26 protein-coding genes and 1 pseudogene are annotated in these 25960 nt (G+C 34.7%); 19 read left to right on the top strand and 8 right to left on the bottom strand.

All coding sequences use genetic code 11. The annotated features are described in order from the left end of the window. The first annotated feature begins 63 nt into the window (after positions 1-63). Genes ACQKMV_RS06965 through msrB form a run of 4 tightly spaced genes read left to right on the top strand, consistent with a single transcriptional unit; the run spans position 64 to position 2543 of the window. A complete protein-coding gene (locus ACQKMV_RS06965) occupies positions 64-996 on the top strand; it encodes a GDSL-type esterase/lipase family protein (protein ID WP_427503074.1) in 933 nt (310 codons plus the stop codon). A 4-nt stretch (positions 997-1000) separates the two neighbouring features. After that, positions 1001-1576: a YpmS family protein gene (locus tag ACQKMV_RS06960; RefSeq protein ID WP_427503073.1), complete on the top strand. Its 576-nt coding sequence runs from the start codon at positions 1001-1003 to the stop codon at positions 1574-1576. A 12-nt stretch (positions 1577-1588) separates the two neighbouring features. Further along, positions 1589-2122: a peptide-methionine (S)-S-oxide reductase MsrA gene (msrA, locus tag ACQKMV_RS06955; protein WP_427503071.1), complete on the top strand. Its 534-nt coding sequence runs from the start codon at positions 1589-1591 to the stop codon at positions 2120-2122. Next, positions 2115-2543, top strand: a complete 429-nt coding sequence (msrB, locus tag ACQKMV_RS06950) for a peptide-methionine (R)-S-oxide reductase MsrB (RefSeq protein ID WP_427503069.1) — start codon at positions 2115-2117, stop codon at positions 2541-2543. Before msrA ends, msrB begins: the two co-directional genes overlap by 8 nt. Before the next feature lie 581 nt (positions 2544-3124). On the opposite strand, the gene ACQKMV_RS06945 is transcribed toward msrB, so the two are convergent. Next, positions 3125-3871, bottom strand: a complete 747-nt coding sequence (locus ACQKMV_RS06945; protein WP_427503068.1) for a formylglycine-generating enzyme family protein — start codon at positions 3869-3871, stop codon at positions 3125-3127. A 156-nt stretch (positions 3872-4027) separates the two neighbouring features. Continuing rightward, entirely contained in the window at positions 4028-5866 is a 1839-nt protein-coding gene (locus ACQKMV_RS06940) for a methyl-accepting chemotaxis protein (RefSeq protein ID WP_427503067.1), read from the bottom strand. A gap of 259 nt (positions 5867-6125) precedes the next feature. On the opposite strand from ACQKMV_RS06940, the gene ACQKMV_RS06935 reads away from it, so the two are divergent. From ACQKMV_RS06935 to ACQKMV_RS06925, 3 genes are all read left to right on the top strand, one after another. Continuing rightward, complete coding sequence (locus ACQKMV_RS06935; protein ID WP_427503065.1) at positions 6126-6344, top strand: YozE family protein; 219 nt, start codon at positions 6126-6128, stop codon at positions 6342-6344. Positions 6345-6457: 113 nt separating this feature from the next. Beyond that, positions 6458-7165, top strand: coding sequence for a purine-nucleoside phosphorylase (gene deoD, locus ACQKMV_RS06930; RefSeq protein WP_427503064.1), 708 nt, complete (start codon positions 6458-6460; stop codon positions 7163-7165). 469 nt (positions 7166-7634) lie between these two features. Further along, positions 7635-9152, top strand: coding sequence for an SH3 domain-containing protein (locus tag ACQKMV_RS06925; protein ID WP_427503063.1), 1518 nt, complete (start codon positions 7635-7637; stop codon positions 9150-9152). Between the two features lie 258 nt (positions 9153-9410). Here ACQKMV_RS06925 and ACQKMV_RS06920 read toward each other — a convergent pair whose 3' ends face one another. Next, complete coding sequence (locus ACQKMV_RS06920) at positions 9411-9554, bottom strand: DUF3953 domain-containing protein (RefSeq protein WP_427503110.1); 144 nt, start codon at positions 9552-9554, stop codon at positions 9411-9413. A gap of 945 nt (positions 9555-10499) precedes the next feature. Here ACQKMV_RS06920 and ACQKMV_RS06915 point away from each other — a divergent pair. The 4 genes and pseudogenes from ACQKMV_RS06915 to ACQKMV_RS06900 form a co-directional block, all read left to right on the top strand. Next, a pseudogene (locus ACQKMV_RS06915) lies at positions 10500-10625 on the top strand (purine-nucleoside phosphorylase); the annotation flags it as partial. Positions 10626-11618: 993 nt separating this feature from the next. Continuing rightward, the gene (locus tag ACQKMV_RS06910; RefSeq protein WP_427503062.1) at positions 11619-12506 is read left to right on the top strand and encodes a DMT family transporter; all 888 of its coding nucleotides are present in this window, start codon (positions 11619-11621) and stop codon (positions 12504-12506) included. Positions 12507-12746: 240 nt separating this feature from the next. Then, the gene (locus ACQKMV_RS06905) at positions 12747-13052 is read left to right on the top strand and encodes a hypothetical protein (protein ID WP_427503061.1); all 306 of its coding nucleotides are present in this window, start codon (positions 12747-12749) and stop codon (positions 13050-13052) included. 506 nt (positions 13053-13558) lie between these two features. After that, positions 13559-14212 carry a DUF2306 domain-containing protein gene (locus tag ACQKMV_RS06900; protein ID WP_427503060.1) on the top strand — a complete coding sequence of 218 codons (654 nt, stop codon included), beginning with the start codon at positions 13559-13561 and terminating at the stop codon, positions 14210-14212. 1171 nt (positions 14213-15383) lie between these two features. Here the strand turns inward: ACQKMV_RS06900 and ACQKMV_RS06895 are convergent. Then, positions 15384-15533 (bottom strand): YjcZ family sporulation protein, encoded by a 150-nt coding sequence (locus ACQKMV_RS06895; RefSeq protein WP_427424264.1) that lies wholly within the window; start codon positions 15531-15533, stop codon positions 15384-15386. Positions 15534-16033: 500 nt separating this feature from the next. Between ACQKMV_RS06895 and ACQKMV_RS06890 the strand changes: the two genes are divergently transcribed. The 4 genes from ACQKMV_RS06890 (at position 16034) to ACQKMV_RS06875 (ending at position 19778) form a co-directional block, all read left to right on the top strand. Beyond that, positions 16034-16891, top strand: coding sequence for a RhaT/GlcU family sugar-proton symporter (locus ACQKMV_RS06890; protein ID WP_427503109.1), 858 nt, complete (start codon positions 16034-16036; stop codon positions 16889-16891). 15 nt (positions 16892-16906) lie between these two features. Next, positions 16907-17692: a glucose 1-dehydrogenase gene (gene gdh, locus ACQKMV_RS06885; RefSeq protein WP_427503059.1), complete on the top strand. Its 786-nt coding sequence runs from the start codon at positions 16907-16909 to the stop codon at positions 17690-17692. A gap of 290 nt (positions 17693-17982) precedes the next feature. Then, positions 17983-18966, top strand: coding sequence for a ketoacyl-ACP synthase III (locus ACQKMV_RS06880; RefSeq protein WP_427503108.1), 984 nt, complete (start codon positions 17983-17985; stop codon positions 18964-18966). Positions 18967-19304: 338 nt separating this feature from the next. Continuing rightward, positions 19305-19778 (top strand): GNAT family N-acetyltransferase, encoded by a 474-nt coding sequence (locus ACQKMV_RS06875; RefSeq protein WP_427503058.1) that lies wholly within the window; start codon positions 19305-19307, stop codon positions 19776-19778. A 313-nt stretch (positions 19779-20091) separates the two neighbouring features. On the opposite strand, the gene ACQKMV_RS06870 is transcribed toward ACQKMV_RS06875, so the two are convergent. Beyond that, positions 20092-20226 carry a hypothetical protein gene (locus tag ACQKMV_RS06870; RefSeq protein WP_427503057.1) on the bottom strand — a complete coding sequence of 45 codons (135 nt, stop codon included), beginning with the start codon at positions 20224-20226 and terminating at the stop codon, positions 20092-20094. A gap of 718 nt (positions 20227-20944) precedes the next feature. Here ACQKMV_RS06870 and ACQKMV_RS06865 point away from each other — a divergent pair. From ACQKMV_RS06865 to ACQKMV_RS06855, 3 genes are all read left to right on the top strand, one after another. After that, the gene (locus ACQKMV_RS06865) at positions 20945-21481 is read left to right on the top strand and encodes a GNAT family N-acetyltransferase (RefSeq protein ID WP_427503056.1); all 537 of its coding nucleotides are present in this window, start codon (positions 20945-20947) and stop codon (positions 21479-21481) included. Positions 21482-21643: 162 nt separating this feature from the next. Continuing rightward, positions 21644-22222 (top strand): DJ-1/PfpI family protein, encoded by a 579-nt coding sequence (locus ACQKMV_RS06860; protein ID WP_427503055.1) that lies wholly within the window; start codon positions 21644-21646, stop codon positions 22220-22222. Between the two features lie 169 nt (positions 22223-22391). After that, complete coding sequence (locus tag ACQKMV_RS06855) at positions 22392-22688, top strand: hypothetical protein (RefSeq protein WP_427503054.1); 297 nt, start codon at positions 22392-22394, stop codon at positions 22686-22688. Positions 22689-22910: 222 nt separating this feature from the next. Here ACQKMV_RS06855 and ACQKMV_RS06850 read toward each other — a convergent pair whose 3' ends face one another. Continuing rightward, positions 22911-23015 carry a YjcZ family sporulation protein gene (locus ACQKMV_RS06850; RefSeq protein ID WP_427503053.1) on the bottom strand — a complete coding sequence of 35 codons (105 nt, stop codon included), beginning with the start codon at positions 23013-23015 and terminating at the stop codon, positions 22911-22913. Positions 23016-23329: 314 nt separating this feature from the next. Between ACQKMV_RS06850 and ACQKMV_RS06845 the strand changes: the two genes are divergently transcribed. Beyond that, the gene (locus ACQKMV_RS06845) at positions 23330-23740 is read left to right on the top strand and encodes an NUDIX domain-containing protein (protein WP_427503052.1); all 411 of its coding nucleotides are present in this window, start codon (positions 23330-23332) and stop codon (positions 23738-23740) included. 169 nt (positions 23741-23909) lie between these two features. Here the strand turns inward: ACQKMV_RS06845 and ACQKMV_RS06840 are convergent, their stop codons facing one another. Continuing rightward, the gene (locus ACQKMV_RS06840; RefSeq protein WP_427503051.1) at positions 23910-24830 is read right to left on the bottom strand and encodes a DMT family transporter; all 921 of its coding nucleotides are present in this window, start codon (positions 24828-24830) and stop codon (positions 23910-23912) included. Between the two features lie 27 nt (positions 24831-24857). Next, the gene (locus ACQKMV_RS06835) at positions 24858-25676 is read right to left on the bottom strand and encodes a helix-turn-helix domain-containing protein (RefSeq protein WP_427503050.1); all 819 of its coding nucleotides are present in this window, start codon (positions 25674-25676) and stop codon (positions 24858-24860) included. Between the last annotated feature and the right edge of the window lie 284 nt (positions 25677-25960).

Here is a 25960-nt window from a genome sequence, read left to right as displayed (position 1 = left end):
CTTTTCATTGCAGTATGAACTATTCTATAATAGAATAAACAGCAAATGATGGAAGGTGGTCAAATGAACATTTGGCGAATGATAGTTTTGTCATGTTTGACCGTCTTTGTACTAAGTGGTTGTGTAATATCAATAGATGAACCGAATCCGCAAGCAGAACCAGAAGGGGAGCACGCAGGGACGGAGCAAGATATGAAACAGGATGAGCAACAAACAGAAAATGAGGAAAAAACCTCAAGGAATGTATTGACGCAAATTTTTGAACATTTTTTTGAGCCATCACCAGAGGATTTACGGAAAATTGATAATGAAAGCGCAAAGCAACTACAGTACCTAGCACTTGGTGATTCTTTGACAGCCGGTGTCGGTGATGAGTATAGTAAAGACGGTTTTGTAGGTAGATTAGCAGATTCATTGGTAGCTTGGCCTTCGATTTCTGACGTTGAAGTCGATAATCGAGGAAAAAGAGGAAGACGAAGTGATCAGCTATTAAAATTAGTGAAAAAAGGGCATTATGATGAAGAGTTGCAAAAAGCACAGCTCATTTCAATTACAATGGGTGGAAATGATGTCATGAAGATTGTCAAACAAGATCTGTTTAATTTGAAACGAGATGCTTTTGATAAAGAATTGCAGGCATATAAGAAACGCTATCGTAAAATTATTGAGGGCATACGAGAAAAAAATCCAACTGTGCCTTTAATACTTATCGGTTTTTATAATCCATTCTCTATTGTGACAAATGAAGCGAATGAATTTGATACGATTATTACGGAGTGGAATAAAGTCATTGAAGACATAGCGAAGAAAGATGCTAATGCGTGCTATGTATCAGTGGAGGACCTGTTTGATTCCAATAAAGAGCTCGTTTATCATTCGGATTTCTTCCATCCAAATGCAAAAGGCTATGAAAAAATGACGGACCGAATATTGAAAGCAATGGAGAAATGTAACATGGAACAAAAGATTAACAAGGAAATAGGCTTCGAGGAGTGACGAAATGAATAAATGGAAATTTGCATTTTTTGCCTTTGCGGGCACAGTGCTTTTTGCGATCCTCCTCGTCGTTTATTTAGCAACTAGACCAGTAGATGGAGTAAATTTAGCGGAGAGTTCAAAAGGTGAAAGTGAAGTAAAAGGTAACGTATTAGTTGTCCAAACAACAAAGAAGGAATTGGAATCTATATCGAAGAAGTATTTAAAGGATGCGGGAACGCCATTACCGTTGGACTTTACAATTGGTGATGATATTCAATTAAGAAGTACGTTAAAGGTGTTCTATACCGAAATCCAAATTTCTATGAACTTCGATCCGATAGTTGATGAGAAAGGGAATATAATTTTAAAACAGACGGGAATGAATGTTGGGCTGTTAAATATTCCACCGGAGACGACTATGAAAATTATGCGAGACACGGTGGATTTCCCTTCGTGGATTACAGTCAATCCGAATAAGGCAGAAATCTATATTGACTTATCGCGCATTAACATTGCTTCAGGATCTCGTATTAAAGCAAAAGAATTAGACTTACCAAATGATAAGATTCTACTCGAAATTATTGTTCCTGGTGCATAAGGAGTGAAGTAAATGGCAAAGCAATATGCAACATTTGCAGGTGGGTGTTTTTGGTGTATGGTCAAGCCTTTTGACGAAACACCTGGCATTGAATCAGTGATTTCCGGCTATACGGGTGGACATATTGTCAATCCAACATATGAACAAGTTTGCTCTGAAACGACGGGGCATGTTGAAGCGGTTCAAATTACGTTTAATGATGAGCTATATTCTTACGAGCAATTACTCGCGACATTTTGGACATTAATTGATCCGACAGATGCTGGAGGACAATTTTATGATCGTGGAGAGTCCTACACAACCGCGATTTTTTATCACAATGATGAGCAACGTGATTTGGCTGAACGATCTAAGGCAGATTTACAGGCATCTGGTAAATTCGATAAGCCTATCGCAGTGAATATTTTACCAGCAAGTCCGTTTTACCCAGCTGAAGAATATCATCAATATTATTACAAGAAAAATCCAATGCACTACGAGCGCTATTCTACCGGATCTGGTCGCAAAGCGTTTCAGGAGAAACACTGGGGGGCTAAAAATGACTAAAGAACAACGTTTAAAAGAGTTAACGGAGATGCAATATTATGTGACACAGGAAAATGGAACAGAGCCACCATTCCGTAATGAATATGATAAGCACTTTGAAGAGGGTATTTATGTAGATATCGTGTCAGGGAAGCCACTATTTAGCTCGCTAGATAAATTCGATTCAGGTTGTGGCTGGCCAGCATTTACAAAGCCGATTGAAAAGGAAGAAGTTACGGAGCATTTTGATGCTTCTCATGGGATGCGTCGCGTAGAAGTTCGAAGCTCAGACGCTGATTCTCATTTAGGACATGTCTTTCCTGATGGACCAAGTGAGCTTGGAGGCTTACGCTATTGTATTAACTCCGCAGCCCTCCGCTTTGTACCAAAAGAAGATTTAGAAAAAGAAGGCTATGCAGAATACCTTACATTATTTAAATAACAAAAACTCCTAGCAGTGAATAAATCGTGCTAGGAGTTTTTTTATCGAAAGCGACGGGTAGAATTGTCGGGGCGACGGAAAGAACAACCAAAGTGACGGAAAGAACCATCGAAGCGACGGATAGAAACGTCAAGGCGACGGAAAGAGCCCTCGAAGCGACGGATAGAAACGACAAAGCGACGGAAAAGGCAATCGAATGACGGATAGAATCGACAAAGCGACGGAAAAAGTCATCGAAACGACGGATGAACAATCGAGCGACGGATAGACCAGCCGAAGCGACGGAAAAGGCAATCGAAACGACGGATAGAATCGACAAGGCGACGGAAGAAGCCATCGAAACGACGGATGAACAATCGAGCGACGGAAAGAGCAATCGAAGCGACGGATAGAATCGACAAAGCGACGGAAAAAGTCATCGAAACGACGGATGAACAATCGAGCGACGGATAGACCAGCCGAAGCGACGGAAAAGGCAATCGAAACGACGGAAAGAATCGACAAAGCGACGGAAGGAGCCATTGAAACGACGAATCGCCCCATCGAATCACAGGAAAGAACGTCATAATTGTTTAGAAATATTAAATGATAGATCTTGCAATTCTAAATCCGATATCATCAATAAAGAAATCAGGCATACTCTTACGGCGACAAGTAGCTCCACATCCGCGTTCTTCCTCAGCCCAACTTCCTCCTCGAATTATGCGGTAATTTCCAAACATCTCTTCATCGTATAAGTCCCAGCACCACTCCCAAACATTACCTATCATGTCGTACAAGCCCCATTCATTTGGCATTTTTTCTCCAACATTGTGTACATGTTCGTTAGAATTATCTTTATACCAAGCAATTTCATCAATTTCACCATACCGATATCCTTTTGATTGAGCTTTACATGCATATTGCCATTCAGTATCTGTCGGTAATCGAAAACCATTTGAACTAGGATTGCATACAATTGATTTACTTTTCTGATCACAATCATAAAACTTGTCATATCCCAGAGCGTCAGACAATGAATTACAAAAGTTTACTGCATCTATCCATGAAACATTAACAATTGGTTTTCGATTTGTTATTGTTGTTAAAAAATTCTTCCCGATAATCATCGCATAAAGTTCTTCTGTCACAGTATATTTGGCAAGATAAAATGGCTTTATCTCAACATTCCAAGTAACTTCCTTTAAATTTTTTCTTATCCCCGGCATTCCAAATTTATAGGTTGAACTAATCCATTTATGTTCATTACGAAAATCTCGTAGGCGAATTTCTCCTTCAGGAATATACACCATTAATTCTATTAAATAATGATTTAAATTCGTTAACATTGTCCTCTCCAAATCTGAACCTTTTGTTTTTAGACACTATGATTTCTATTAATGAATTATTTTAAAATGCTCATATTAAAAACTTAGCGCTAGATCATGTATCTACTTCATTCTTTATGAACATCTTTTAAACGATTTTATTATTTCTGAGACACTTTAAACTTTAAATTCACTGACAAGATTACGCAGACTATCAGCTTGTTGAGCAAGCTCTGTGGCAGAGGCATTAATTTCTTGCATGGATGCAGATCCTTGTGTCGCTGCAGCAGCGGAAGTAACTGTGTTGGCAGCTGATTGCTCAGCATAGGCATTCACATGGACAAAATCATTGGCTACAGCGTTGCTATAATCAAGTGTTAATGCAATTTTTTCGACCATAGTCACGATAATTGTTGTCGTTTCTTTAGTGTGCGTTAAAATATTGTCTAAAGATTGGTTTGTTTCATTCGTTACTTCAACGCCACGAATAACTGACGATACACCCTCGTGGTTTTGAGAGATAATGGATGCTACTTCGTCTTGAATGGACGTTACAATGGATGTTACTTCTTTTGCGGCATTTTGAGATTGAACTGCTAGCTTTCGAACTTCATCAGCGACAACAGCAAAGCCTCGTCCGTGCTCACCAGCGCGTGCTGCCTCAATCGCAGCATTTAAGGCAAGTAAATTAGTTTGCTCTGAAATAGCAGTAATCGTGCCGATAATAGATGTTATGTCGGCAGATTTTCGCCCGAGTGCTTCAACTGTGGTAGTTGTGGAGGCCATCGTTTCTTCAATAGATTGCATCACTAAAGAAGATTGTTGAACGGAGCGACTGCCTTCATCAGCCGCTTGCTGCATAGCCAATGATGCACGCTGAACAGCATTTGCTTGCTCATTTAACTGGTGCACAGAATGTTCAAGATCACTCATTTTTTGTTGGGCGCTTGTCATACTAGAAATCGTATTCTCGCTATCACTTGCGATATCAGCTGTAGCGTCTGCAATATTCTGTATTGTACGAGCATTTTCATCGGCTAATGACATTAGTTCTTGGCTACTGCTTGAAACGTGGTCTGCCAGCCCACTGACACGTTTAATCAAATTAGATATAGATTCAATAAGTGTATTGGTTGAAGCGGCAATAGTAGAGAATTCATCATGATTACGAACTTTAACACGTCGTGTCAAGTCTCCACCAGCCTGTGCAATATCGAGAATGGAACGGTTAATAGACTGTGTATTGTTTTTTAATGATTTAAATAACATATAACCAAAAATAATAATGGCAATAAATCCGAATAGTGAAATGAAGAAGAAAGTAGTAATAGATAATGTAACTTGCTTGTTAAGCTTATCTAATTTTGCTTTATTTGCATCATCCATAACCGAATTAATGGACTCGATATTTTTATCAATATATAGCTTCATTGTTTCTCCGGTACCGCCCATCACGAGTTTGCGAGCTTGTTCAAGACCAAGTTCGTCACGCATTGTCATGACCTTTTTAGAATATTCAAGGTAATTTTTATAATATTGATCGATCGCCTGTATATGACTTAACTCTAGTTCTCTTTCTGAAAACTGCTTTACTAAGGTTTTTATTTTTTTATCGATAGAATCAATTTTCATATTATAGGAAGTAGAAAAGTTCCCATTCCCAGTAATTAAATATGCTTGTTCTAAATTGGTTAGCCTCGCAATTTCATATGCAAGTTGGTTGACAGTTAATTGTTCCAGGACGTTTTTTTCAGTAAAATCCTTCATTTGACTTTGCAGATTCTGAATATTGATATACGATAATATCCCCATTGTGCCATTTATAACAATAATGAGAGAAAATATAATAAGTACTTTGCCACGAATTAAATGGTAAAAACGTTGTCGTTTATCTTTAGTAGGAGGGAGATTATGCCTAGTGTCCTCTAAATTATTTGCTTTCTTTTTTGAAAAGCCAATTTTAAAGAGAGACGGGCGTTTTTGTACGGAGTTCCTGGATTTATGAGAGTTTTTCATCGCTATCACCTTCCTTTTTTTGAATACTGGTTTAAATTTTACCTTATTTTACTAGGCATTTCTATCGTTTTTTTTCAAAAAATTTTCATTTTTCAGATTAATAATGCATATTATTTTTCTGTGACGAAAGTCTAAAGTTCTCAAGAAAAAGATCGAGTTGTGCTAGTAGGATAAAATACTTAATCGATATTATTGTGACTAAGACGGTATTTTTTGATAAACTAGCGGAAAGCAGATGAGTAAAGAGAGGATTTCTAGTATGAAAAAGAGCTTTTATTTGTATGTACTGACATTCAGAGGTGGGGATTGGTCAGATCCGAAGGTGCGATTTGCGGAAGAAATGTTTCATGAGCATAATTTTCCGAAGCAGAGCACAGAATTTGAAGAGCTATCTTCATATATTGAATCATTCGCCACTGACAACTTAACAACAGGGGTATTTGATGAGTTGTGGGCATTATACGTAGAACAGGCATGATATAAGTTAAAATAATATAATTTATTTCAAGATGCTAGACGTCTAGCATTGCGTAAATAGCAGAAACACAGTATTATTTATAGTGATAACTGACAGAAAAGAGGGATTGCAGTATGAGTATTCATATTAATGCAAAAAAAGGCGAAATCGCTGACACAATTTTACTTCCAGGAGATCCATTACGTGCTAAATACATTGCTGAAACGTTTTTAGAAGACGTTACTTGCTATAACGAAGTTCGTAATATGTTTGGTTATACAGGTACGTATAAAGGTAAACGTATTTCTGTACAAGGTACTGGTATGGGCGTGCCTTCAATTTCGATTTACGCTACAGAATTAATGCAAGAATATGACGTTCAAAAATTAATCCGCGTAGGTACTTGTGGTGCAATTCAAAAAGATGTAAAAGTTCGTGACGTAATTTTAGCGCAAGCAGCAACTTCTGATACACGTATGAACCAAATCATTTGGGGCGGCAATATCGATTTCGCACCGATCTCTGACTTTGATTTACTATTAAAAGCATACAATGCAGGTAAAGATGCAGGTTTAAACCTACAAGTAGGTAATATCTTCACAGCTGATATGTTCTATTCTGATGAGCATCAAAACGAAAAATTAGCTCAATACGGCGTACTTGCTGTAGAAATGGAATCAGCAGCACTTTACACATTAGCAGCAAAACATGGCCGTAAAGCACTTTCTATCTTAACAGTAAGTGACCACATTCTAACTGGTGAAGTAACAACAGCAGAAGAACGCCAAACTACATTCAACGACATGATCGTTGTAGCTTTAGAAGCAGCAATTCAAGACTAAGCGTAGCAAGGGTTTATAGTTTGGAAGAAATTTCGAAGTGCCCAAACAAATAAATAGCATAAAAAATACTCAATGAGTGACCGAAAATATCGGAGCTTGTTGGGTATTTTTTATTTATAGTAAGTCGAATAATTCACTCGCTTGTTCCTTTTGTTCTTTGGCAACATAGCAAGCTTACAGAGCCATTTAACGAGCCTGTAAGAGTTGATAGATTTGGCTTGGGCTTGTCTCAATGGACTTTAGGAAGCTTACATATTTAACAAAAAGGTAAAAATCCAACAATCACTATTTACAACCCTTTCACCGAATCAATATTAAACAATATATGTTAGGGCTATCATTTATCACTCAATCCTGTTAAATGAAAGAAACATTGAATATTACCCCTATCCCAAATATTGGGTTTATGATAACATATATGTGAATCTTTTAACTTTAGAAAATATGAAAGGAAGTGTAATAATCAGATATGAAAAAGATATTGAAACCATTGATTAGTGTTATTGCCATTGGTGCCCTCTCTCTATCTATAAATATAGATAAAAATGTATTAGCTAATAATATTGCAAATACATGTGATTATAATTCGGCATCGAAAGGAAACCCTGATTTTTCCACAATGAACTGTTTGTTAACCGAAACAGCACTGAATTATGATGTTCCTCCTGAAATTGTGAAGGCAATAGCGGAAGGTGAAAGTGGAAATTGGCGTCATTTCGATGTGAATGGTGAAGCGATTGTGGCAGCTGATAAGGGAATTGGCATTATGCAAATTACAAATCAAGCCGGCTACAATCAAGATAGACTAAAAAGCGATATTGTCTATAATATTCAAGCTGGTGTAGAGACTCTAGATAATATGTTTAAGCGGAAGGATTTACCTAGCATCAACGGTGGGGAAAGAGATGTACTGGAACATTGGTACTTCGCTATCATGGCTTATAACGGTACTAAGCCAGTAAATAGTCCAATTGTCCAAGCAACTGGTAAAAGAAATGCAAATGCCTATCAAGAAAGAATTCTCCGAATTATTGAGAAATTGGAATTAATAGACTTAACAGAGCTACCTTTTTTACCCGAAGATTTTCAATATGACTCTAACAGCAAGGAAAATATTAAATTTTCAGCGATGAACTATGATTTTGATTTACCATTAAACAAATCAAAGTATTTTTTTGAAACAAATCAAAAAGTTAGTGCAACAACAACTAATGTAAAATTTAGAACAAGACCTTCTATTGATAGTCCTTCTATGGGTACTTTACGTGAAGGCGAAATTGTTACCATTACGGGTCCTTTTGAATATGAAGAAGTATCAACGAAGAAAAACCATTTTGTTTGGTATCCTGTGAAAAGAAGTGACGGGACAAAGGGGTATGTAGCATCAAGTTATTTAAACTACTCAGCTTCAACACCAACGCCAACACCTCCGGTAACACCGCCAACAACCGGAAACGTTGATGTATCAAAGTTTGCTGATTACAATGCAAACCAATACTGGGCTGAGGATTTTAAGTGGGCAGTCAACATCGGTATCATCAGTGGATACCCAAACGTGAAAAACCCATCAACAGGTAAGTACGAAAACTTACTTAAACCGTACAATAACTTAACGGAAAACCAAATGTTATCTATCCTATTTCGTTACTTCAAACCATCAGAACTAGCTTCAACGATAGCTAATACTTCATGGTATGGAGACGTAAACTACCAACTGGCTACAAAATACTCTCTACCAGTCCTAGGTGCAAACACAGCATCAAAACAAGCCATTGCAGGGAAGGATATCACACGGGGTAACTTCGCTCGTATCTTAGCTTCAATGCATTATGGTAAGACTGTATCTCAGTCAGAAGCTATTAAATTCCTTCGTGATAATGGTTTAACAACTACTAAAACAAATGAAGAGTTTAAACCAAATGATTCTCTAGCAAGAGCGCACACAGTGGCATTCTTCCACCGTTACGAACAAATATTCAATAACTAAATTGCTACTTACAAGTGAAAAGGTGACTATAAAAGTCATCTTTTCTTTTTTATGTTTAATAAATCCTTTCTTGACACTCCTCGAACCTTTCATAACTAAATTCATTGACACAGATTGCTTGATGGGAGCTACAAAGTCTTGTGTTAAGCTACTGGAGTGATTGAGAAAGCATAACAAAAGGACTTGCGTGATGAAATTATAATCACAAGTCCTATTCTTATTCAACTAAAGCCACGGTAAGTTTAATATTACTTCTACTTAATTAATCATAATGCCTCTAAGCGCAGAGAATAAAATGTATAACGAAGTGCATATAAGGAAGATAACCCATAATAAACTCCGAGTTCTTTTATATTCTCGTAACCCCATTATAAGTAACGTTATACTCAGAAGTATGAGCATCAATGGTAGTAAGTTGTAGTTTTCCGCAACTTTACTGTAAATACCAATTAACATAACAAGGATCGCAAAAAATATTTGAAATAACATTAAAACATCAAACTTTTTTTCTTCCATCTGTCACTTTCAAAAGATACCTTTTATAAACTAATCTATTTCGTTAGTTGAATAACTGAATATTAATTTATTAAAGTGTAACACATTTACAAATATTGGTGATAAATGAATGGTATGACTGACAGAAAAGCTTCGCTGTTACCAAACAACGAGTCGAGCAGGCTAAAGTAGCTTAGAAACCTATTCAAAAATAAAGCGTAGCGATTCAAGTGAGCAGATGTAAGTGAGTATATTTGAAGGCTAGTAAAGGGTACAGAATAATTTCTGAGCGAACCTTTAAGTGAGGGCGAAAAGCTGTCAGGATTGCAATAGAGGCGAAGCTAATGGGAAGTTTGCTAGACTACCTGAAGACCATCTTTTACAACGATTGTACAAGCGTAATGAGTATCTTATCGAAAGTAATCATCCGTTAAAAGAAACGATAATTATGCGAACAGGGAAAAACCCACAGTAAAGAGCGAACTTTTTAAATACTATCTATGGATTTGCGAATTCCCTAAGTAGAGCTAAGTGGCAACCTAAATTTGAATATGATATTGGATTTTAAGCATATAATTTTTTATACGGTGATTGTATTAACGACAGGGGCATGGTTTCCGATATTGAGATAGGGTATCTTCTTATTTATATGTGAGCTGTTGCACTCACACGAATTGAGGTTGCTATCGAAACTACATGATTAATATCATTATGTTGGTAAATATGTACCCCAAAAAATAGGGGACTAAAAGGGACTAAAATTTTTCTTGTTAAAGTAAAATCGCTATATAGCTTTTGTATATTTTGTGTGAAAGTAATGAACCTTTAAAAGTATCACAAACCTTGATATAACAAGCACTTTCTATCCTAACAGTAAGTGACCACATTCTAACTGGTGAAGTAACAACAGCAGAAGAACGCCAAACTACATTCAACGACATGATCGTTGTTGCATTAGAGGATGCAATTCAAGAGTAGTTGATTTATCAACGTTTTATAGGAAATTAAATAATAAAGAATCTAGGCAACCGACCAAAAATCGACCTTTTTTAAAAAATGGAGTTGAAGTAGTCGGTTGCTTTTTTATTGTTAAGTGACTATAGGTTTTATCTAATAAATTGATCCTCTTCATATAAGATAGTACGGAAATGCGCGAGAAATTAATTGCCCTTACATAAACAAAGCACGTTGGTTTGTAGTGCGTTCTTGTTAACAAGTTTTATTGACTGCCTGTTCGGTAGTCTTTTTTTATGTTTTAGTCTTCTGATAATTTCATATAATACCATTGTGGATGGAGGTGAGGTAGATAGAAACAAAAGCACATATTAATTTTATTGATTTAGTAAAAAACACAATCAGTAATAATGGACAATCAATTGCAATACGTCTTGAAGAAAAGCACAAAGGATTTGAATACGGTTGGAAGATGGATGGAAACGAAGTTGTGTTTTGGGTTAGTCCAACTTTGAGACTTAGTGATTACACAGGAAACATAATGAATGAATTTAGGTTCATTATAGGTCTTGACGAAGAACAGAATAAGTTTACTGTATCAGGTAAAAGTGTTAAGTCTAAAAATTTATTATAAATAATTAAAGTCACATCTAACTAGATGTGGCTTTTCACTCTGCTTCTTATTTTCGATAATAACATATGATTCCAAAAGCGTTAGGGAGCAAGTAGGGGCGATTGCCCGTAAGTGAAAGACTGATAAAAAAATTGGCGTAAGATTTATTGTGCCTTCTTTCAAATCATTCCAAAAGTTATTCGCTGTAAATGGTCGTTCCTATGGCTGTGAGTAATCTAAAAAAGTAGATGCAGGTTAGGGAAAAACATTTTTACAAACTTTATATGCGATGATACTATATATTAGGCGATGATTTCTAGAGTAGAGAATTGTTTCCTGAAATTGCTAATTATTCTCTTTAGAAATTTCGTTAATTAAAGAACGATAGAAGGTATATGAATATAGTGACTAATCTAATGTATTTATTTTGTTTAATAGTATGGGGGCTTAATTTTATTGCGGTGAAAATTCAAGGAACGCCAGTAAGCTTAGAATTATCCTTGACTTATCGACTAGTTATTACAGCATTTTTATTTATTGTCCTAGTATTGTTTCTAAAGCCAAAAGGGAAACCTACAAGGAAAGATATACCCTTTATCATTGTGTTTGGTGTATGTAACTTTGCTTTAAGCTATTTATGCCTATATTACGCAACAATATTAAGCTCGGCAGCAATCGTAACATTAATCTTTTCATTAAAAGTGATATTGACGCCGCTAGCTCTTCGTATTTTCTTAAAAGAGCAACTACATCCCCGTGTTTTATTAGGAGGCCTTTTGGGAGTGTTTGGTGTTTGTGTTCTCATCTATCCTTCTTTAAGTAATTTTTCTAGCACAGATGTTCTAAAAGGCATTATGATTGCGCTTTTAGGTACAGTACTTACAGCAATTGGTGATGTAAGTTCTGCAAGGAACGCCAGAGTAAAAATTGACCCTATCTATGCAAATGCTATTGGTTTTACGGTAGGAAGTATTTTAATGACAATAATTGTATTGTTACAGGGACAAAAGATCATTATTCCTACTTCAATTACATACATATCTGCTTTATTGTACTTAACATTGATTGCATCTTTCCTAGCATGGCTATTTTATTTAAAGCTTGTTGAAAGAATAGGTGCTGCAAAAAGCGGGTACATGGTAGCTTTATTTCCGGTAATTGGAGGTATTGCCTCTGTTCTAATTGGTGAATCACCTCTTTCAATATATTTGATAATAGGATGTCTATCAAGCTGTATCGGCGCAGCTATAGCTTTAGGATTTAAAATTCCATTTAGAATTAAACAAACGTGAATATAATGAAATATGGATTACAGTAGACCACTCAGTTTAAATGGGTGGTTTTTTGTATTTGTTATGTCGTTATCTGTGAGGACAAAGCTTGGTATGTCAAGCCGTAGCGAGAGCCGAAAATAAACAACACACAGACTTTTTCTAGGGAAATATGGAGTTTGAAAAGTAAATGGAAATACATACCTATAATGAGGTATTATTAATCTAAAAGACATTTGTAAGATTTAGGGGGATAATATTTTGAAAAAGGTATTTAGTTTGCTATTTATAGTTCTTATATGCTTTTGTTTATTGCAAATGTGTAAAAGTGAAGTTAAAGCAACTTTTGTAGGGGTGATTGAAGAGATGATAAATGATCGGGCAGCTTACGTTTATGTAACTAAAGCTGAAAATAATCCGGTTTACGGAATTATTTATGTAAATCTAGCAAAGAATCCCAACGAAAAATTTAAGGTTGGTGATAAAGTAAAAGTCGGCTATGATGGAACGGTAGAACCTACAGCACCATTGTGGGTTACTACACTTACTGTTGAATTAGTTGAGTAATGTAATAGTACAATATAGCGTTACTGTTTTTTTAATCTTCGTTAAGAAAAAACGATCAAAGAAAGATATATAAAGAAATTTCGCAAATAGAGGATGCTGATATCTAAAGCTTTGATATTTGTAGAATTAATTGACCTATTAGGAAACTGAACAAATCAGAGCCTAATAGGTTTTTTATTTAAGTAAAATATCGAATCGTGTCAATAAGTATTTCGTTTCCGCCTTTTACTAAAGGTTGAAGCAAACTTATCTTAGTTACTTCGTTGAACAATTTTCATTTAAAATATAATACCTCTTACATGCGTTTTTTTACCACTTATTAGATAGGAAAAGGGCTTGGTGAAATTAAATGTTACAGTATGAACAGAAAAGAAGGGAACTATATAAGAAAAAAGAATTTAAAAAAACAAAATACGCACAAATCAAAATGCATATAGGTGTAGAAGTGAGGTGATTCATTCGATAAAAATATAATTATGAAATAAAAATTTTTGGAGGTTAGAATGATGCATAAAAAAACTTGGCTTATATTTATTTGTTTAGCTATTTTAATATCTGGTTATTCCATTGTTCAATATTTTTTCATGGATGCACATCAAGCGGGGTTTGTTAAATTGAAGCTTATGTTAAACTCAACTTTGAGTTCGTTTTGGTACATAATGCTTTATTTGCATATCATATTTGGAATAGTAGCTTTAGTAATCGGTCCCTTTACATTATTTTCGAAGTTTAGAGAAAAAAATATAAATCGTCATCGAATGATGGGGAAAATTTATATGATAGGTATTTTATTGGGAAGTGTTTCAGGTCTTTATTTAGCATTTTATGCTACTGGAGGATTGGTGTCTCAGTTGGGGTTTGGTTTCTTATCTTTATTTTGGCTGATAACAGCATGCCGAGCCCTCGCTAAAATTAAACATAAGAAAATTCATGCTCATCAAAAGTGGATGATAAGAAATTATTCTTTAACCTTCGCAGCTGTAACATTAAGAATTTGGCTAGTGTTGTTTACTATTCTATTTGGATTTGAACATTTTAATCTTAGTTACACTATAATCGCTTGGTTATGCTGGATACCCAATTTAATCGTTGCAGAATGGTTTATACAGCGAAAACTTAATAGAGTGAAGCACCAGGACAATGCGGATTTACAATTTTAAAATAACAACCAATAATGGACTACTTTGTGATGAGTAGTCTTTATTTTTTCTAAATGTGTCCTCACTATCAAATTTGAAGGAACAACATAAAACAAATTGCCATCATAGCGGGGGAAGAGGTCGACACTCGCACTCAGGGGAAGTCAAAATACGCCAATGTCAAGAACACAGAAAACATCCATTGCGTTTTAAAATTAGTTTTTTTAATTAGAGCTACTCAATTTATAAGTATTAGATTGAACATAGAAAAAATAGTTTGGATGGTGATTGTTCTTTTGTTTGTAGGGGTGAAGAGGAGGCGATTTGACTAGTAGATAGGCATTTGCGTAGACTGTTAACCCTTTAATAGCATAATCTATATCGAAATCGAAAGGAGGAAAAAGTATGCAATACGATTACGGGCATGGTTATGGAGGACAACAGGGGGGAAGACATCCATACTACCCGGTTTCTCCAATGCATTATAATCCGACCCAGCATTATCCAACCCATCATTACTACCCAATGCATTACTACCCAACACATACAACATATCCATCACATCCATCACATCATCGCCACCACCACCATCACCACCACCATCAACAACACTATCCGAACCCACGCTATTACTAAGATAAAAAATGCACGTATTATGAAAAAAGAAACGACAAAATCATTTTAAGAGTCTGTCGTTCGCTTTCATTTAAATAACCATTTTATACTAGGTACAAATGGAGTGCTTTAGTGGCACTAACCTTATAAAAGTGTAAAAGGTGATTAATAAATTTTTCAATATCCATATATGACTTTTGTTCATAAAGTTTTAAATAGAGAAAGAGTCATTGGAGGAAAGTAATTCTGAACTAATAAAATAGAAGTGTAAGGATAACTTATGATTACCATATACTAAAAGAAAGCTAGTGCCGACAATTATGATGGATAACTGTTGGTACTAGTTAATTGTAAAATATAATTTCATTGGATGTTTAGTTGGGAAAATTAGAGACCAGATCATTGAGTAAAGTCATATTCTAAAGGGAGGGCAATATCTCTTTCCTTGACTCAAATAGATTCAGGAAATTAGAAAAGGTCACTCTGTGAAAGTGACCTTGAATGATGTTGTGTAAGGCTAAAAAACTTTAACTGTTTCTTATTTTCTAATAGCTCAAAAGAATTTTTCTTTTAAAGATTAATACATGAAAGTAGCGCCGACAATAATTAAAAGAATGAACAGAACAACAATTAAAACAAATGCTGAACCGTTATTGCCACCTCCATAGCTATAACCTCCGTAGCAACAGCTGTTGTTGAAATTGCCGACATTTCCGAACCATCCCATGTTGAATTCCTCCTTTCTACAACTATAATATGTATTGTTAGAGAATGCGGAGAGGTATTTATCCAACAAAAAGTCCTAAGAATTAGAAATTTGGAAAATAATCATGACTTAATGTACTTTGAGAAATAAAAAAGGGCCACTATATGGAAGTGACCCTTTAGTAACAATTCAAGGCGGTGTAAGCTAAAAAATTAGCTTAATATATTATTATGACGAGATAGCTACTTTTGTATAGTGGAATGCCTTAGTAAAGATTTAAAAATATAAAGGTAAAAAAATCCAACATGTAAAAAGTGACTTCAACATTAAGGACCAAGATAGCTTAATTGCCGTCTTGGTCTATTTTGTGTTACGAAAGTGGAAGTTTTACATAACAAATGAAATCAACGAGTATAAAAAATTTCTCTTAGTGCATGATAAAAAAGTATTATGGATGTTTTGTAGCGAGTGATAAATATCAGAAAAAAGAAAGTATATTGAGAGGTGAAAAGTTTAAAGAAATGGATATCATCCTAGCAATATTACCAGCTCTCTTTTGGGGGAGTATTGTACTATTTAACGTCAAGCTTGGTGGTGGACCCTATAGTCAAGTACTTGGGACGACATTTGGTGCACTTATTTTCTCTATAGGTATTTACTTTTTTGTAAAGCCTGAGTTAACACCTATAGTGATTGGAGTCGGAATTGTATCAGGCCTCTTTTGGGCATTAGGTCAAGTAAACCAATTGAAAAGTATTGATTTAATAGGGGTTTCCAAAACAATGCCCATTTCGACAGGGCTACAATTGGTATCCACAACGTTATTTGGAGTTATTGTGTTCCATGAATGGTCGACAACAACGTCGATTATATTAGGTGTTCTTGCACTTATTAGTATCATCATAGGGATCGTTCTTACATCGCTTCCAAATCCAGAAGAGAAACAAAAAGAACACGGAAGCAATTTGAAAAAAGGAATTTTAATTTTACTTGTTTCAACTTTTGGATATCTAGTATATGTCGTAGTAATACGCTTATTTAATGTAAGTGGATGGTCTGCTTTATTGCCGCAAGCGATTGGGATGGTAATAGGTGGAGTTTTATTAACATTTAAGCATAAACCATTTAATAAATATGCGTTTCGGAATATTATTCCAGGTTTGATCTGGGCTGCCGGAAACATGTTTTTATTTATATCTCAGCCAAGGGTAGGAGTCGCAACAAGTTTTTCTCTTTCACAAATGGGGATAGTCATCTCCACTTTAGGCGGAATTTTTATATTAGGTGAGAAAAAAACAAAACGACAATTCATAGCAATTATCATTGGGATTGTTTTTATAGTCGCTGCTGGAATTATGTTAGGAATGGCAAAACAATAAAAGGGAGGGCCTTGTATGTATCCAGATTTAGAAGGAAAAGTTGTAGTGATTACAGGTGCTGCTACGGGACTAGGTAAAGCAATGGGCATTCGCTTTGCAGCAGAAAAAGCGAAAGTAGTTATTAATTATCTTTCAAATGAAGCGGATATAAATGCTGTAGTTGAAGAGGTTAAAAAAGCCGGTGGAGAGGCCATTGCTGTACAAGGTGATGTTACAGTTGAAGCGGATGTCATAAATCTCGTTCAAACAGCTGTTAAAGAGTTTGGAACCCTGGATGTAATGATTAATAATGCGGGTATAGAAAATCCAGTAGCTTCTCATGAAATGCCGTTAAGTGATTGGAATAGAGTAATCAGTACAAATTTAACGGGTGCGTTTTTAGGAAGTCGAGAAGCAATAAAATATTACGTCGAAAATGATATAAAAGGTACAGTCATCAATATGTCCAGTGTTCATGAGAAAATTCCTTGGCCCTTATTTGTGCATTATGCCGCAAGTAAAGGGGGCATTAAATTAATGACTGAAACTTTAGCGTTAGAATATGCTCCAAAGGGTATTCGTGTCAATAACATCGGACCTGGAGCAATCAATACACCCATAAATGCAGAAAAATTTGCAGATCCAGCAAAACGTGCAGATGTGGAAAGCATGGTTCCGATGGGGTATATCGGAAAACCAGAAGAAATTGCTGCAGTCGCAGTATGGCTTGCTTCATCGCAGGCTAGTTATGTAACCGGGATTACTCTATTTGCCGATGGTGGAATGACTTTATATCCTGAATTCCAAGCTGGCCGTGGGTAAAGAAAACGTACTAAAAAAGGTTTCGAGGGCATCTGCTCCTTGATGCCTTTTTTTGCCGAGAAGCGACTTAGTTGAGGATTTGAAATTAAAGTTGAATAAATTTTTTATTTTTCTTATAATTAGTACCAGTTATTAAAACTAGATTATGAAAATTTATGTATTTTTATTGAGAAAAATAATATATATAGAAGGGGGAGTTAATATTTTTAGTTATTTGGAAACATTATTTTCTTATTGTTAAGTATTAGTACTTGAACATAATTGAAGGAGTGAGATATTAAATGATAAACATTCAATCAAAAGCAAGAATAACAGCGATAGGCACATACGTTCCTGAAAATAGACTGACGAATGAAGATTTAGAAAAGATAGTAGAGACGAGCGATGAATGGATTGTACAAAGAACTGGTATTAGGGAACGAAGAATTACGAGTGAGAATGAATTTGCATCCACATTGGCTTTTAAAGCTATAGAAAATTTAGTTGAACAATATCAAAAGGATATTACAGATATAGATTTAATTCTCGTTGCAACAACTACGCCTGATTATGCTTTTCCAAGTGTAGCTTGCCAAATCCAAGAACACTTTAATATTAAAGAAGTAGGTGCACTAGATCTTCACGCTGCTTGTGCTGGATTTACATACGGATTACATGTAGCGAACGGATTAATTACATCAGGTCTTCATCGTAAAATTTTATTTATAACGACAGAAGCTTTATCTAAAGTTACGGATTATACAGATCGAACGACATGTATTTTATTTGGAGATGGAGCTGCAGCAGTTTTAATAGAAAAAGGTGAAGAAATGCCAAGCTTTATTGCTAGTCATATTGGTACAAATGGTGCAGGAGGTAAGAATTTATACTTAACAAATTTATCAACTAGTATGCACGGTTCTCCTTTGAGTACATCTGGAAAGATAGTTCAGAATGGGAGAGAGGTATATAAATGGGCTTCACGTACACTTCCTACAGGAATAGAGGAATTACTACAGCAAGCAAAAATGCGACTAGATGAAATAGATTGGTTTGTTCCTCATAGCGCTAATTTAAGAATGATAGAATCCATCTGTGAAAGATCGGGTATTAGCCTAGAGAAAACATTAACTAGTGTTGAGTATATGGGAAATACATCAGCTGTTTCTATTCCATTAGCCTTACAATTAGGTATAAATGAAGGAAAATTAACTAATGGGGATACATTATTAATCTATGGTTTTGGTGGAGGCCTAACACATGCTGGGCTTATCATTAAGTGGTGTGTTGAATAATTTTCAATACCTTCTAAAAAATAATAAAAAGAGCGGTACTCAAAAGTAAAGCTGAAATCATTTTAAAGCCTGCTAAAAATAGCAAATTTCAAATTCTCAACCAGAATGATAGGGGATTTGAAATTTTTTTTGTTTGAACTTATCATTCATTACTTGTTGATTTAAATCTATTTTTTGATCTGCACTATCCAATTTATAACCTTTATCCTTCATTAGAGTATCGTTAACCATGTACTTCATGTTTGGATCTGGAATATTATACCTTCATTTCTAGTTTGTCTGTATAATAAGAGGAGGGGTTTTTTGGTTTTTATAAAGGAGATAAGGGGGCTAAAATGATGACAATCGAGGTTTTCATCGCAACAGATAAAGATTATTTTGTTGTTAATGAGATTGTAAAAGAAGGGCATGAAGAGCATGTGATGGAGGAACCAACGATTTTTAAAAGTGTGAAGTCAGTAATGCCTGAAACCTACTATAATGAACTAATTGGCAACGAAGAGAGTGATATTCTAATTGCGAAGGAAGATGAAATTGTAGTAGGTTTCGCAGTCATAAGTGTTGAAACTTCTCCTCCTTTCGAGTCACTTGTTCCACGGAGATATGCTTACATACATGATTTTGGTGTGAAGGCAGACTTACAAAGAAAAGGAATTGGAAAAATGTTATTTACTGCTTGTATAGCTTGGGCTAAAGAAAAGGATGTTGACTCAGTTGAGTTAAATGTTTGGGAATTCAATACGAAAGCAATTGATTTTTATAAACATTTTGAAATGAGTAGCGTAAGTAGAAAAATGAAATTAAACATTTAACGGGGTATCTTGAATTAAAGAGGCAGAATTGTGCAACTATCTTTGTGATGAGAACATTTCTGACACCATTCTATATTATAACTATCCTTTAAGTATGAGAAAACATGAAAAAAGGACTTCCGTTAATACACGCAAGCCCTAGAATGGAGCCAAACAATTGTTTCTATAGTTCGTTAGCCCATTCTTTGATTTAATTTTAAGAAGTCTTAAAAATCCAACATACATACTTAAGTTGGCCAGTTTGTTTTCCTATTAAAAAGGTATAAGTAGTATCCAACACACTTTATTTTAGTATTTGTGATAATAGGCAACACTACGCACTGGTCCATACTAAAGCTCTTAATAAATAAAACAAGCCAAGACCGGCAATAATCAATAGAACGAATAAAACAATAGCAAAGGCAAAATTTGTACCTGGTGTATTTACGCCAGAAGATGGATAACTCAAAACAATCCCCTCCTTATAAAAATTTATAGCAGGATTATTTGAAGAAAGGAAAAGTAATATATTATAAAAGACTGTAACAAAACCTAACAGCTTTTATAATATATTTACTTTTTTAATATACAGCTATGGGCACTGGGAAGAAGGGATTAATGGCGGCTTTCTACTGTTATTTCAAAATGTGGTTCCCATATACCGGCGTCCATTTCTACATAGTTTGTCTTTTAGATCATTTTGAAATTAATTACTATACGCTTGAGTGGGATTACCCACTTCATCTAGGCCCATATAAGCAAGCTCCACAAATAAGGGCTGATAAGCTACAGCGGGGCATTTGCATCTTTGGTGAAATAGAGAATACGGTGCTATCAAATAGGGACAATGCTGTGCGATTAATAAATGATACTTCCTTTTTTTCTTTATACTATGTTGTACAGAGTAATGAACTCAGGGCCAATCACCTGATGTATGGTGGGATTAATCCTGAAGTAATGATAAATTAGTTCAGCGCTACAAGTTGAGGATAACATTTTAAGAAGTTGATTTGATCGAGAGACCATTTCATTTTGTATTTTTATTTTCATTAGTGTAGGAATCGCCCAAGGCTAAGTTATTTTTTGAAAAAACATAGTAATATAAAATATTAAAAAAATTAGTTATGCATCTCTCTTTTTATTAGATAGAATTAAATAATACCTTATTTGGAAGTGGAGTGATGAAGATGTTTCCTATTTTAGATACCGAACGATTAGTGTTAAGAGAACTTACTGAACATGACGCTCAAGATGTTTTAAATTGCTTTTCTAATGCCGATGTATTACGCCATTATGGGCAAAATCCATTAACAAGTTTAGAGCAGGTTAAACAAATCATTAACAATTTTTCAAAGAATTATGATGAAAAACGTGGTATAAAATGGGGAATTGCATTAAAAGGCCAAGAAGGAATTATCGGTACTATTGGTTTTCAAGAATGGTCTACTGAGCATAAAAGAGCTGATATCAGCTATGCACTTTTTCCTGAGAGCTGGGGAAAAAGCTATGCAAAGGAAGCTGTTAATAGAGTACTATCATTCGGCTTTCAAGAAATGGATTTAATGCGTATTGGAGCTATTGTATTTACTGAAAATGAAGCTTCAAACAAGCTATTAACCAAATTAGGCTTTGAAAAAGAAGGGATATTAAAAAATTATATGCACCAAAACGGTGTTCCGTATGACACTAATATCTTTTCTCTAATAAAGGTTAAAACATCATAAAATGGCCAGGACCAAGATAGATTAATTACTGTCTTGGTTTTTATCATTAAAACGATGAAATATAAGTGATCTCTCGCTGAAATAAATATTCGAACTTCCTTAATATTCTTAAAATTGATATAATAGGAATGTTTAATTATTTAAATAATGGAGGATTAGGAAATGAAAATTGCTATTGTTTGTTTCGATAATTTCACTGATATAGATGTTTTTTTACCGTGGGATTTATTAAATCGTGTACGTTTAGTTGGTGGAATTTCAGATTGGAATGTTCAGCTATTAGGAACAGAAAAAACTCAAATATCTATGTCAGGTTTACGGATACCGATGACAGGAAACATATCTGAGATTCCTTTTGCTGATGCTGTAATATTTGCAAGTGGAAAGGGAGTGCAAGATTTATATCGAAATCAAGAATATCTTAACAAGATACATTTAGATCCTAAAAGACAACTAATAGGCTCTATGTGTTCAGGTGCGTTGCTACTAGGAGCGAAAAATTTATTAACTGGTAAAAAAGCTACAACATATCCAACTGTAGTAGAGCAGCTTAAAGCATTTGATGTAGAAGTAATTGAACAAAGTTTTGTCAACGAAGGAAATATTTCGACTGCTGCAGGTTGTTATGCGGCACAAGATTTAGTAGCTTGGATAATAAGGACCCTAGTTAATGAAGAAATGGTTGATACAGTACTTGAATCTGTTCAGCCAGTAGGTAAGGGTTTATATTTCCAAACCTAGTGAGTTGTCTATGATAGTGGGAAAAAATAATCGAAATTATAAGTGATATGCTCGTTTCCACAACAAACACTTTTAGTACTAATAAAAAGGATGAATTCAAATTATTTCAAGACCGTGAATAAACATTTACTTATTACTAAATCTTTAAAAAAAAGGGAAAGAGGAGAAAATGGATGGAAATATGAAGGATATAAAAAAGTATGGATTTGGAATATTTACAATTGTCCTAATCGCAATCGGATTTTTAATATTAATAAACCGTGTTGAAATTGGTGTTGAATCAGCAGACGAGTACTTAAGTAATACAATGGGTGGAAGCATGGATACAGAAAGTTTCTTAATAATAAAGAAAGGGTATGTTTTATCGAATTTCATATTTGGAGGAATTTTCTTATTTGTTGGACTTTCATTTTTTTGTATGTATTTATATAAATTTATAAAGGAATTGGATGTAGGGGACGAATAATAAAATCCATTATTTCTTTAGATTTGCTAGCAATCTAAAAGATCTATTTTTAGTTGAATGTATTGAGTTGCTCTATTTTCGTCCATCAAACATGAGCAACTCGCTGCGAAAAAAAGAGTCACCGGAGGATGTGACCCTTAGTTATCCTTTTAGAAGGTTAGGGATAAATTATTATTTCGCTAGGGAAAGTATGAGCATTTGAGATATTGGCAGTGTCGTTTTTTAGTAACTAATGAAAGTAGCGCCAACGATAATTAAAAGAATAAATAATACTACAATTAGGACAAAAGTGGACCCTGTGCCGTAACCACTACCTGAACAGCCCATAATAACTTACCTCCTTTCTACAATCTATAATACGTAAAGCAGTAAAAAGGAGAGCAGGTAATCATCTAACTTAAAGGCATAAATTATTTCAATAAGATTAAAAGATCTCTCTGATAAAAGTAATCACCAAATTAAGAATTAATAGTATAAAATAACTTTATATTAGCAAATGTGTTAAAGGAATATAGGTATGATTCATCTAATCAATAACAAGGATAAAATATCCCTCACTGATGTGTTTCAATTAATTTTACTATTGTTATTAGATCAATAGCTTTTGATAAAGGGTAATCTTAATAGGAGAGGAAATAAAAATGGAAAAAGAGAAATTACCAAAGGTTGGCGTGGGGGCAGTTCTCCTAGACAAGGCTAACAAAATTTTACTCGTTTTACGTAAAAAAGCACCTGAAGCAGGCTGTTGGAGCTTACCTGGTGGCAAAGTTGACTACATGGAAACAATAGAAAATGCGGTCATACGTGAAATAAAGGAAGAGCTTGGAGTGGACATTGAAATAACACGATTGGTATGTGTGACTAACCATATTATTCAATCAGAAGATGTTCATTATGTCGCGCCTACTTTCGCTGCTCGTATTACGAATGGAGTAGTACATAATAGAGAACCGCATGCTTTAGAGGAAGTGCAGTGGTTTTCAATAAATGATATTCCAGAAAACATAACAATGACCACCGAATATGCGCTGAAACAGTTAAAGTTTTTTTGACACGCCCACCCGTGTATAATGAGCTTCGGCGCAATATGGAGAGTAGGCCAGATGCATTGCCTACAGGTATATTACATAAACCTAAACATATTTTAGCTATATAGAATTCGATAAAAATGAAAATCACCAGCTACTCCAATTTGAGTTTCTGGTGATTTTTAATCATTAATTAAGTTTTTGTAAGACGCATGTTGTTTTCTGCTTTTTTTGAACTAAGTTTTTTCTCAGAAATAACAAGACCAGATAATGTTAGAACTATACCGAATGCCGACATATAAGTTATTTGTTCATGTAATACAATCATCGATGTTAGTACTGTAATGACTGGAACCGCGTAAATATAAATACTACTTTTAACGGTCCCTAGTATTTTAACAGCGTAGCCCCATGTAATAAAACAAAGAGCAGAAGCACCAAGACCTAAAAATAATAAATTGAATAAAGAAACTGGATTTGTAAAACGTTTCAGTTCCCATTCAAAATCAAATAGGAAAAGGACAGGCATCATAAATAAAATACCGAAAAAAAACACTCTTCTTGTCGTTTGAATTGTATGATATCCGTAACCGCTTATTTTTCTAGTCAATACAGAATAAGTAGCCCAAACGAGCGTAGCAATTACAGCTAATAAATCACCTAAGGGGTTTAGTTGGAACTTCGAAGTACCATTAAAGCTGATCAGGTAAATCCCAGTAATTGCAACAATAAATCCAATGAAAAAGTTGATCCGTAATGGTCCCTCCTTCAAAAATAAGTATGTGAGAATCGCTGTGAAAAAGGGAACGACGGAACTGATAATGCCAACATTAGAAGCCATTGTAAAGGTTAAGGCAATATTCTCTAAAAGGTAATACAACGTAACACCACATAAACCAGCAGAAGCAAATAGGAATTCATGTTTTTTATTCGTTACTTTGAGTCGGTGCGGGTAGATCATCAGTAACACAACGAAACCTATGACAAAACGATAAAATAAGATTTCAATTGGGGTAAAATCATTCAATAATATTTTAGTAGAGATGAAAGTAGTTCCCCAGATCAAAACGGTAATAAGTGCTGCTGTATGACCAACAGTATTTTTTTTCTCCATATATTAGTCCTTTCTAATAGTCGATTATTAATCAAGTTTAGTGAAAATATTTTGGTATTGTTTAGGGGTCAAACCGATAAATTCCATAAAAAAATGGCTAAAATGACTTTGATCGCCGAAACCACTATATAAGGCCGCATCTAATGGCGTCACTCCCTGTTCCAAAAGCTTCTTTGCCTCATTGATACGTATTGTTTGTAGATAGCGATACGGCGTAATACCGCGAACACGGGTAAATGCTCGTACTAAAGAATATTTATTCATATTTGCCATTCTAGCTAAATCATCTAAAGTAATTCGCTCTTGATAATGTGCATCTATATACTGACAAAGATTTTTAATCATTTCTGTTTTTGCATCAGAATTAGCTTCGTTAGGAGGCTCTGTATATTCGTCAAGTAATTGCTTGATTAGTGTATAAAATGTTTCTTGCTTTTTATCATTTGGTAATTCGTTCATGATCATCTGATGAAGATTATGTAATATGCTTGTTTGTTCACTTACATAAGCAACTGGAGTTTTAAACTGGGGCAGATAGTCTTTTCCAGTAATCTCTTTCGTTACTTTTCGCATGATTTCAGGCTTAATATTTAAACAACGATAATCTAATGTTTTGTTGTCAATCTGTTCACATGCATGATTATCCAGAGGATTAAAACATATTAAATCACCGGTATTGATGATATATTCTTTGTTTTTGCAAGTTAATCGTCTTTGTCCACTTTCTATGAATCCAATCACAAAGTATTCGTGGAAGTGGTTTGGGAATTTTTGCATGATTCCACAGAAACGATAAGCTTCAATTTGTAGATCATGATCAAAATGAACGGTTCTTTCTTCTAACATCTCATGAACACCTTCTTTTCGGGATATGAAAGTAAGTGTAGCACAAATTTTTCAGCTTTTATTGTACGATATTGACTACCTAAAATTTGACTTTTTCATTAAACCAGCTGTTAAACAATCATCGACATTATCATATTACAGCATTGTAAATTTGGATTTATAATTAAAAATTAGATTTAAATGTAACTGTAACCATGTTAGGATAATATATCGTAGGAGGTGTAGTTTGGCCTAAGGGGCTTGTGTTAACAGAAAAACACAAACGACCTTTTGACAATGATTAT

Origin of the sequence: Lysinibacillus sp. NPDC094403 (genome assembly GCF_050278745.1) — a bacterium.
In the GTDB taxonomy this organism is placed as follows: Bacteria; Bacillota; Bacilli; order Bacillales_A; family Planococcaceae; genus Lysinibacillus.
This window is presented reverse-complemented; position numbering and strand designations above follow the sequence as displayed.

Coding starts and splice junctions, on each gene's coding strand:
- ACQKMV_RS06940 (WP_427503067.1), bottom strand. CDS start 5,866: ATGAAAAACTCTCATAAATCCAGGAACTCCGTACAAAAACGCCCGTCT.
- ACQKMV_RS06835 (WP_427503050.1), bottom strand. CDS start 25,676: ATGTTAGAAGAAAGAACCGTTCATTTTGATCATGATCTACAAATTGAA.
- msrA (WP_427503071.1), top strand. CDS start 1,589: ATGGCAAAGCAATATGCAACATTTGCAGGTGGGTGTTTTTGGTGTATG.
- ACQKMV_RS06865 (WP_427503056.1), top strand. CDS start 20,945: ATGTTTCCTATTTTAGATACCGAACGATTAGTGTTAAGAGAACTTACT.
- gdh (WP_427503059.1), top strand. CDS start 16,907: ATGTATCCAGATTTAGAAGGAAAAGTTGTAGTGATTACAGGTGCTGCT.
- ACQKMV_RS06855 (WP_427503054.1), top strand. CDS start 22,392: ATGGATGGAAATATGAAGGATATAAAAAAGTATGGATTTGGAATATTT.
- ACQKMV_RS06945 (WP_427503068.1), bottom strand. CDS start 3,871: ATGTTAACGAATTTAAATCATTATTTAATAGAATTAATGGTGTATATT.
- ACQKMV_RS06960 (WP_427503073.1), top strand. CDS start 1,001: ATGAATAAATGGAAATTTGCATTTTTTGCCTTTGCGGGCACAGTGCTT.
- ACQKMV_RS06895 (WP_427424264.1), bottom strand. CDS start 15,533: ATGGGATGGTTCGGAAATGTCGGCAATTTCAACAACAGCTGTTGCTAC.
- ACQKMV_RS06935 (WP_427503065.1), top strand. CDS start 6,126: ATGAAAAAGAGCTTTTATTTGTATGTACTGACATTCAGAGGTGGGGAT.
- ACQKMV_RS06900 (WP_427503060.1), top strand. CDS start 13,559: ATGCATAAAAAAACTTGGCTTATATTTATTTGTTTAGCTATTTTAATA.
- ACQKMV_RS06840 (WP_427503051.1), bottom strand. CDS start 24,830: ATGGAGAAAAAAAATACTGTTGGTCATACAGCAGCACTTATTACCGTT.
- ACQKMV_RS06965 (WP_427503074.1), top strand. CDS start 64: ATGAACATTTGGCGAATGATAGTTTTGTCATGTTTGACCGTCTTTGTA.
- deoD (WP_427503064.1), top strand. CDS start 6,458: ATGAGTATTCATATTAATGCAAAAAAAGGCGAAATCGCTGACACAATT.
- msrB (WP_427503069.1), top strand. CDS start 2,115: ATGACTAAAGAACAACGTTTAAAAGAGTTAACGGAGATGCAATATTAT.
- ACQKMV_RS06845 (WP_427503052.1), top strand. CDS start 23,330: ATGGAAAAAGAGAAATTACCAAAGGTTGGCGTGGGGGCAGTTCTCCTA.
- ACQKMV_RS06875 (WP_427503058.1), top strand. CDS start 19,305: ATGACAATCGAGGTTTTCATCGCAACAGATAAAGATTATTTTGTTGTT.
- ACQKMV_RS06920 (WP_427503110.1), bottom strand. CDS start 9,554: ATGCTCATACTTCTGAGTATAACGTTACTTATAATGGGGTTACGAGAA.
- ACQKMV_RS06890 (WP_427503109.1), top strand. CDS start 16,034: ATGGATATCATCCTAGCAATATTACCAGCTCTCTTTTGGGGGAGTATT.
- ACQKMV_RS06925 (WP_427503063.1), top strand. CDS start 7,635: ATGAAAAAGATATTGAAACCATTGATTAGTGTTATTGCCATTGGTGCC.
- ACQKMV_RS06850 (WP_427503053.1), bottom strand. CDS start 23,015: ATGGGCTGTTCAGGTAGTGGTTACGGCACAGGGTCCACTTTTGTCCTA.
- ACQKMV_RS06860 (WP_427503055.1), top strand. CDS start 21,644: ATGAAAATTGCTATTGTTTGTTTCGATAATTTCACTGATATAGATGTT.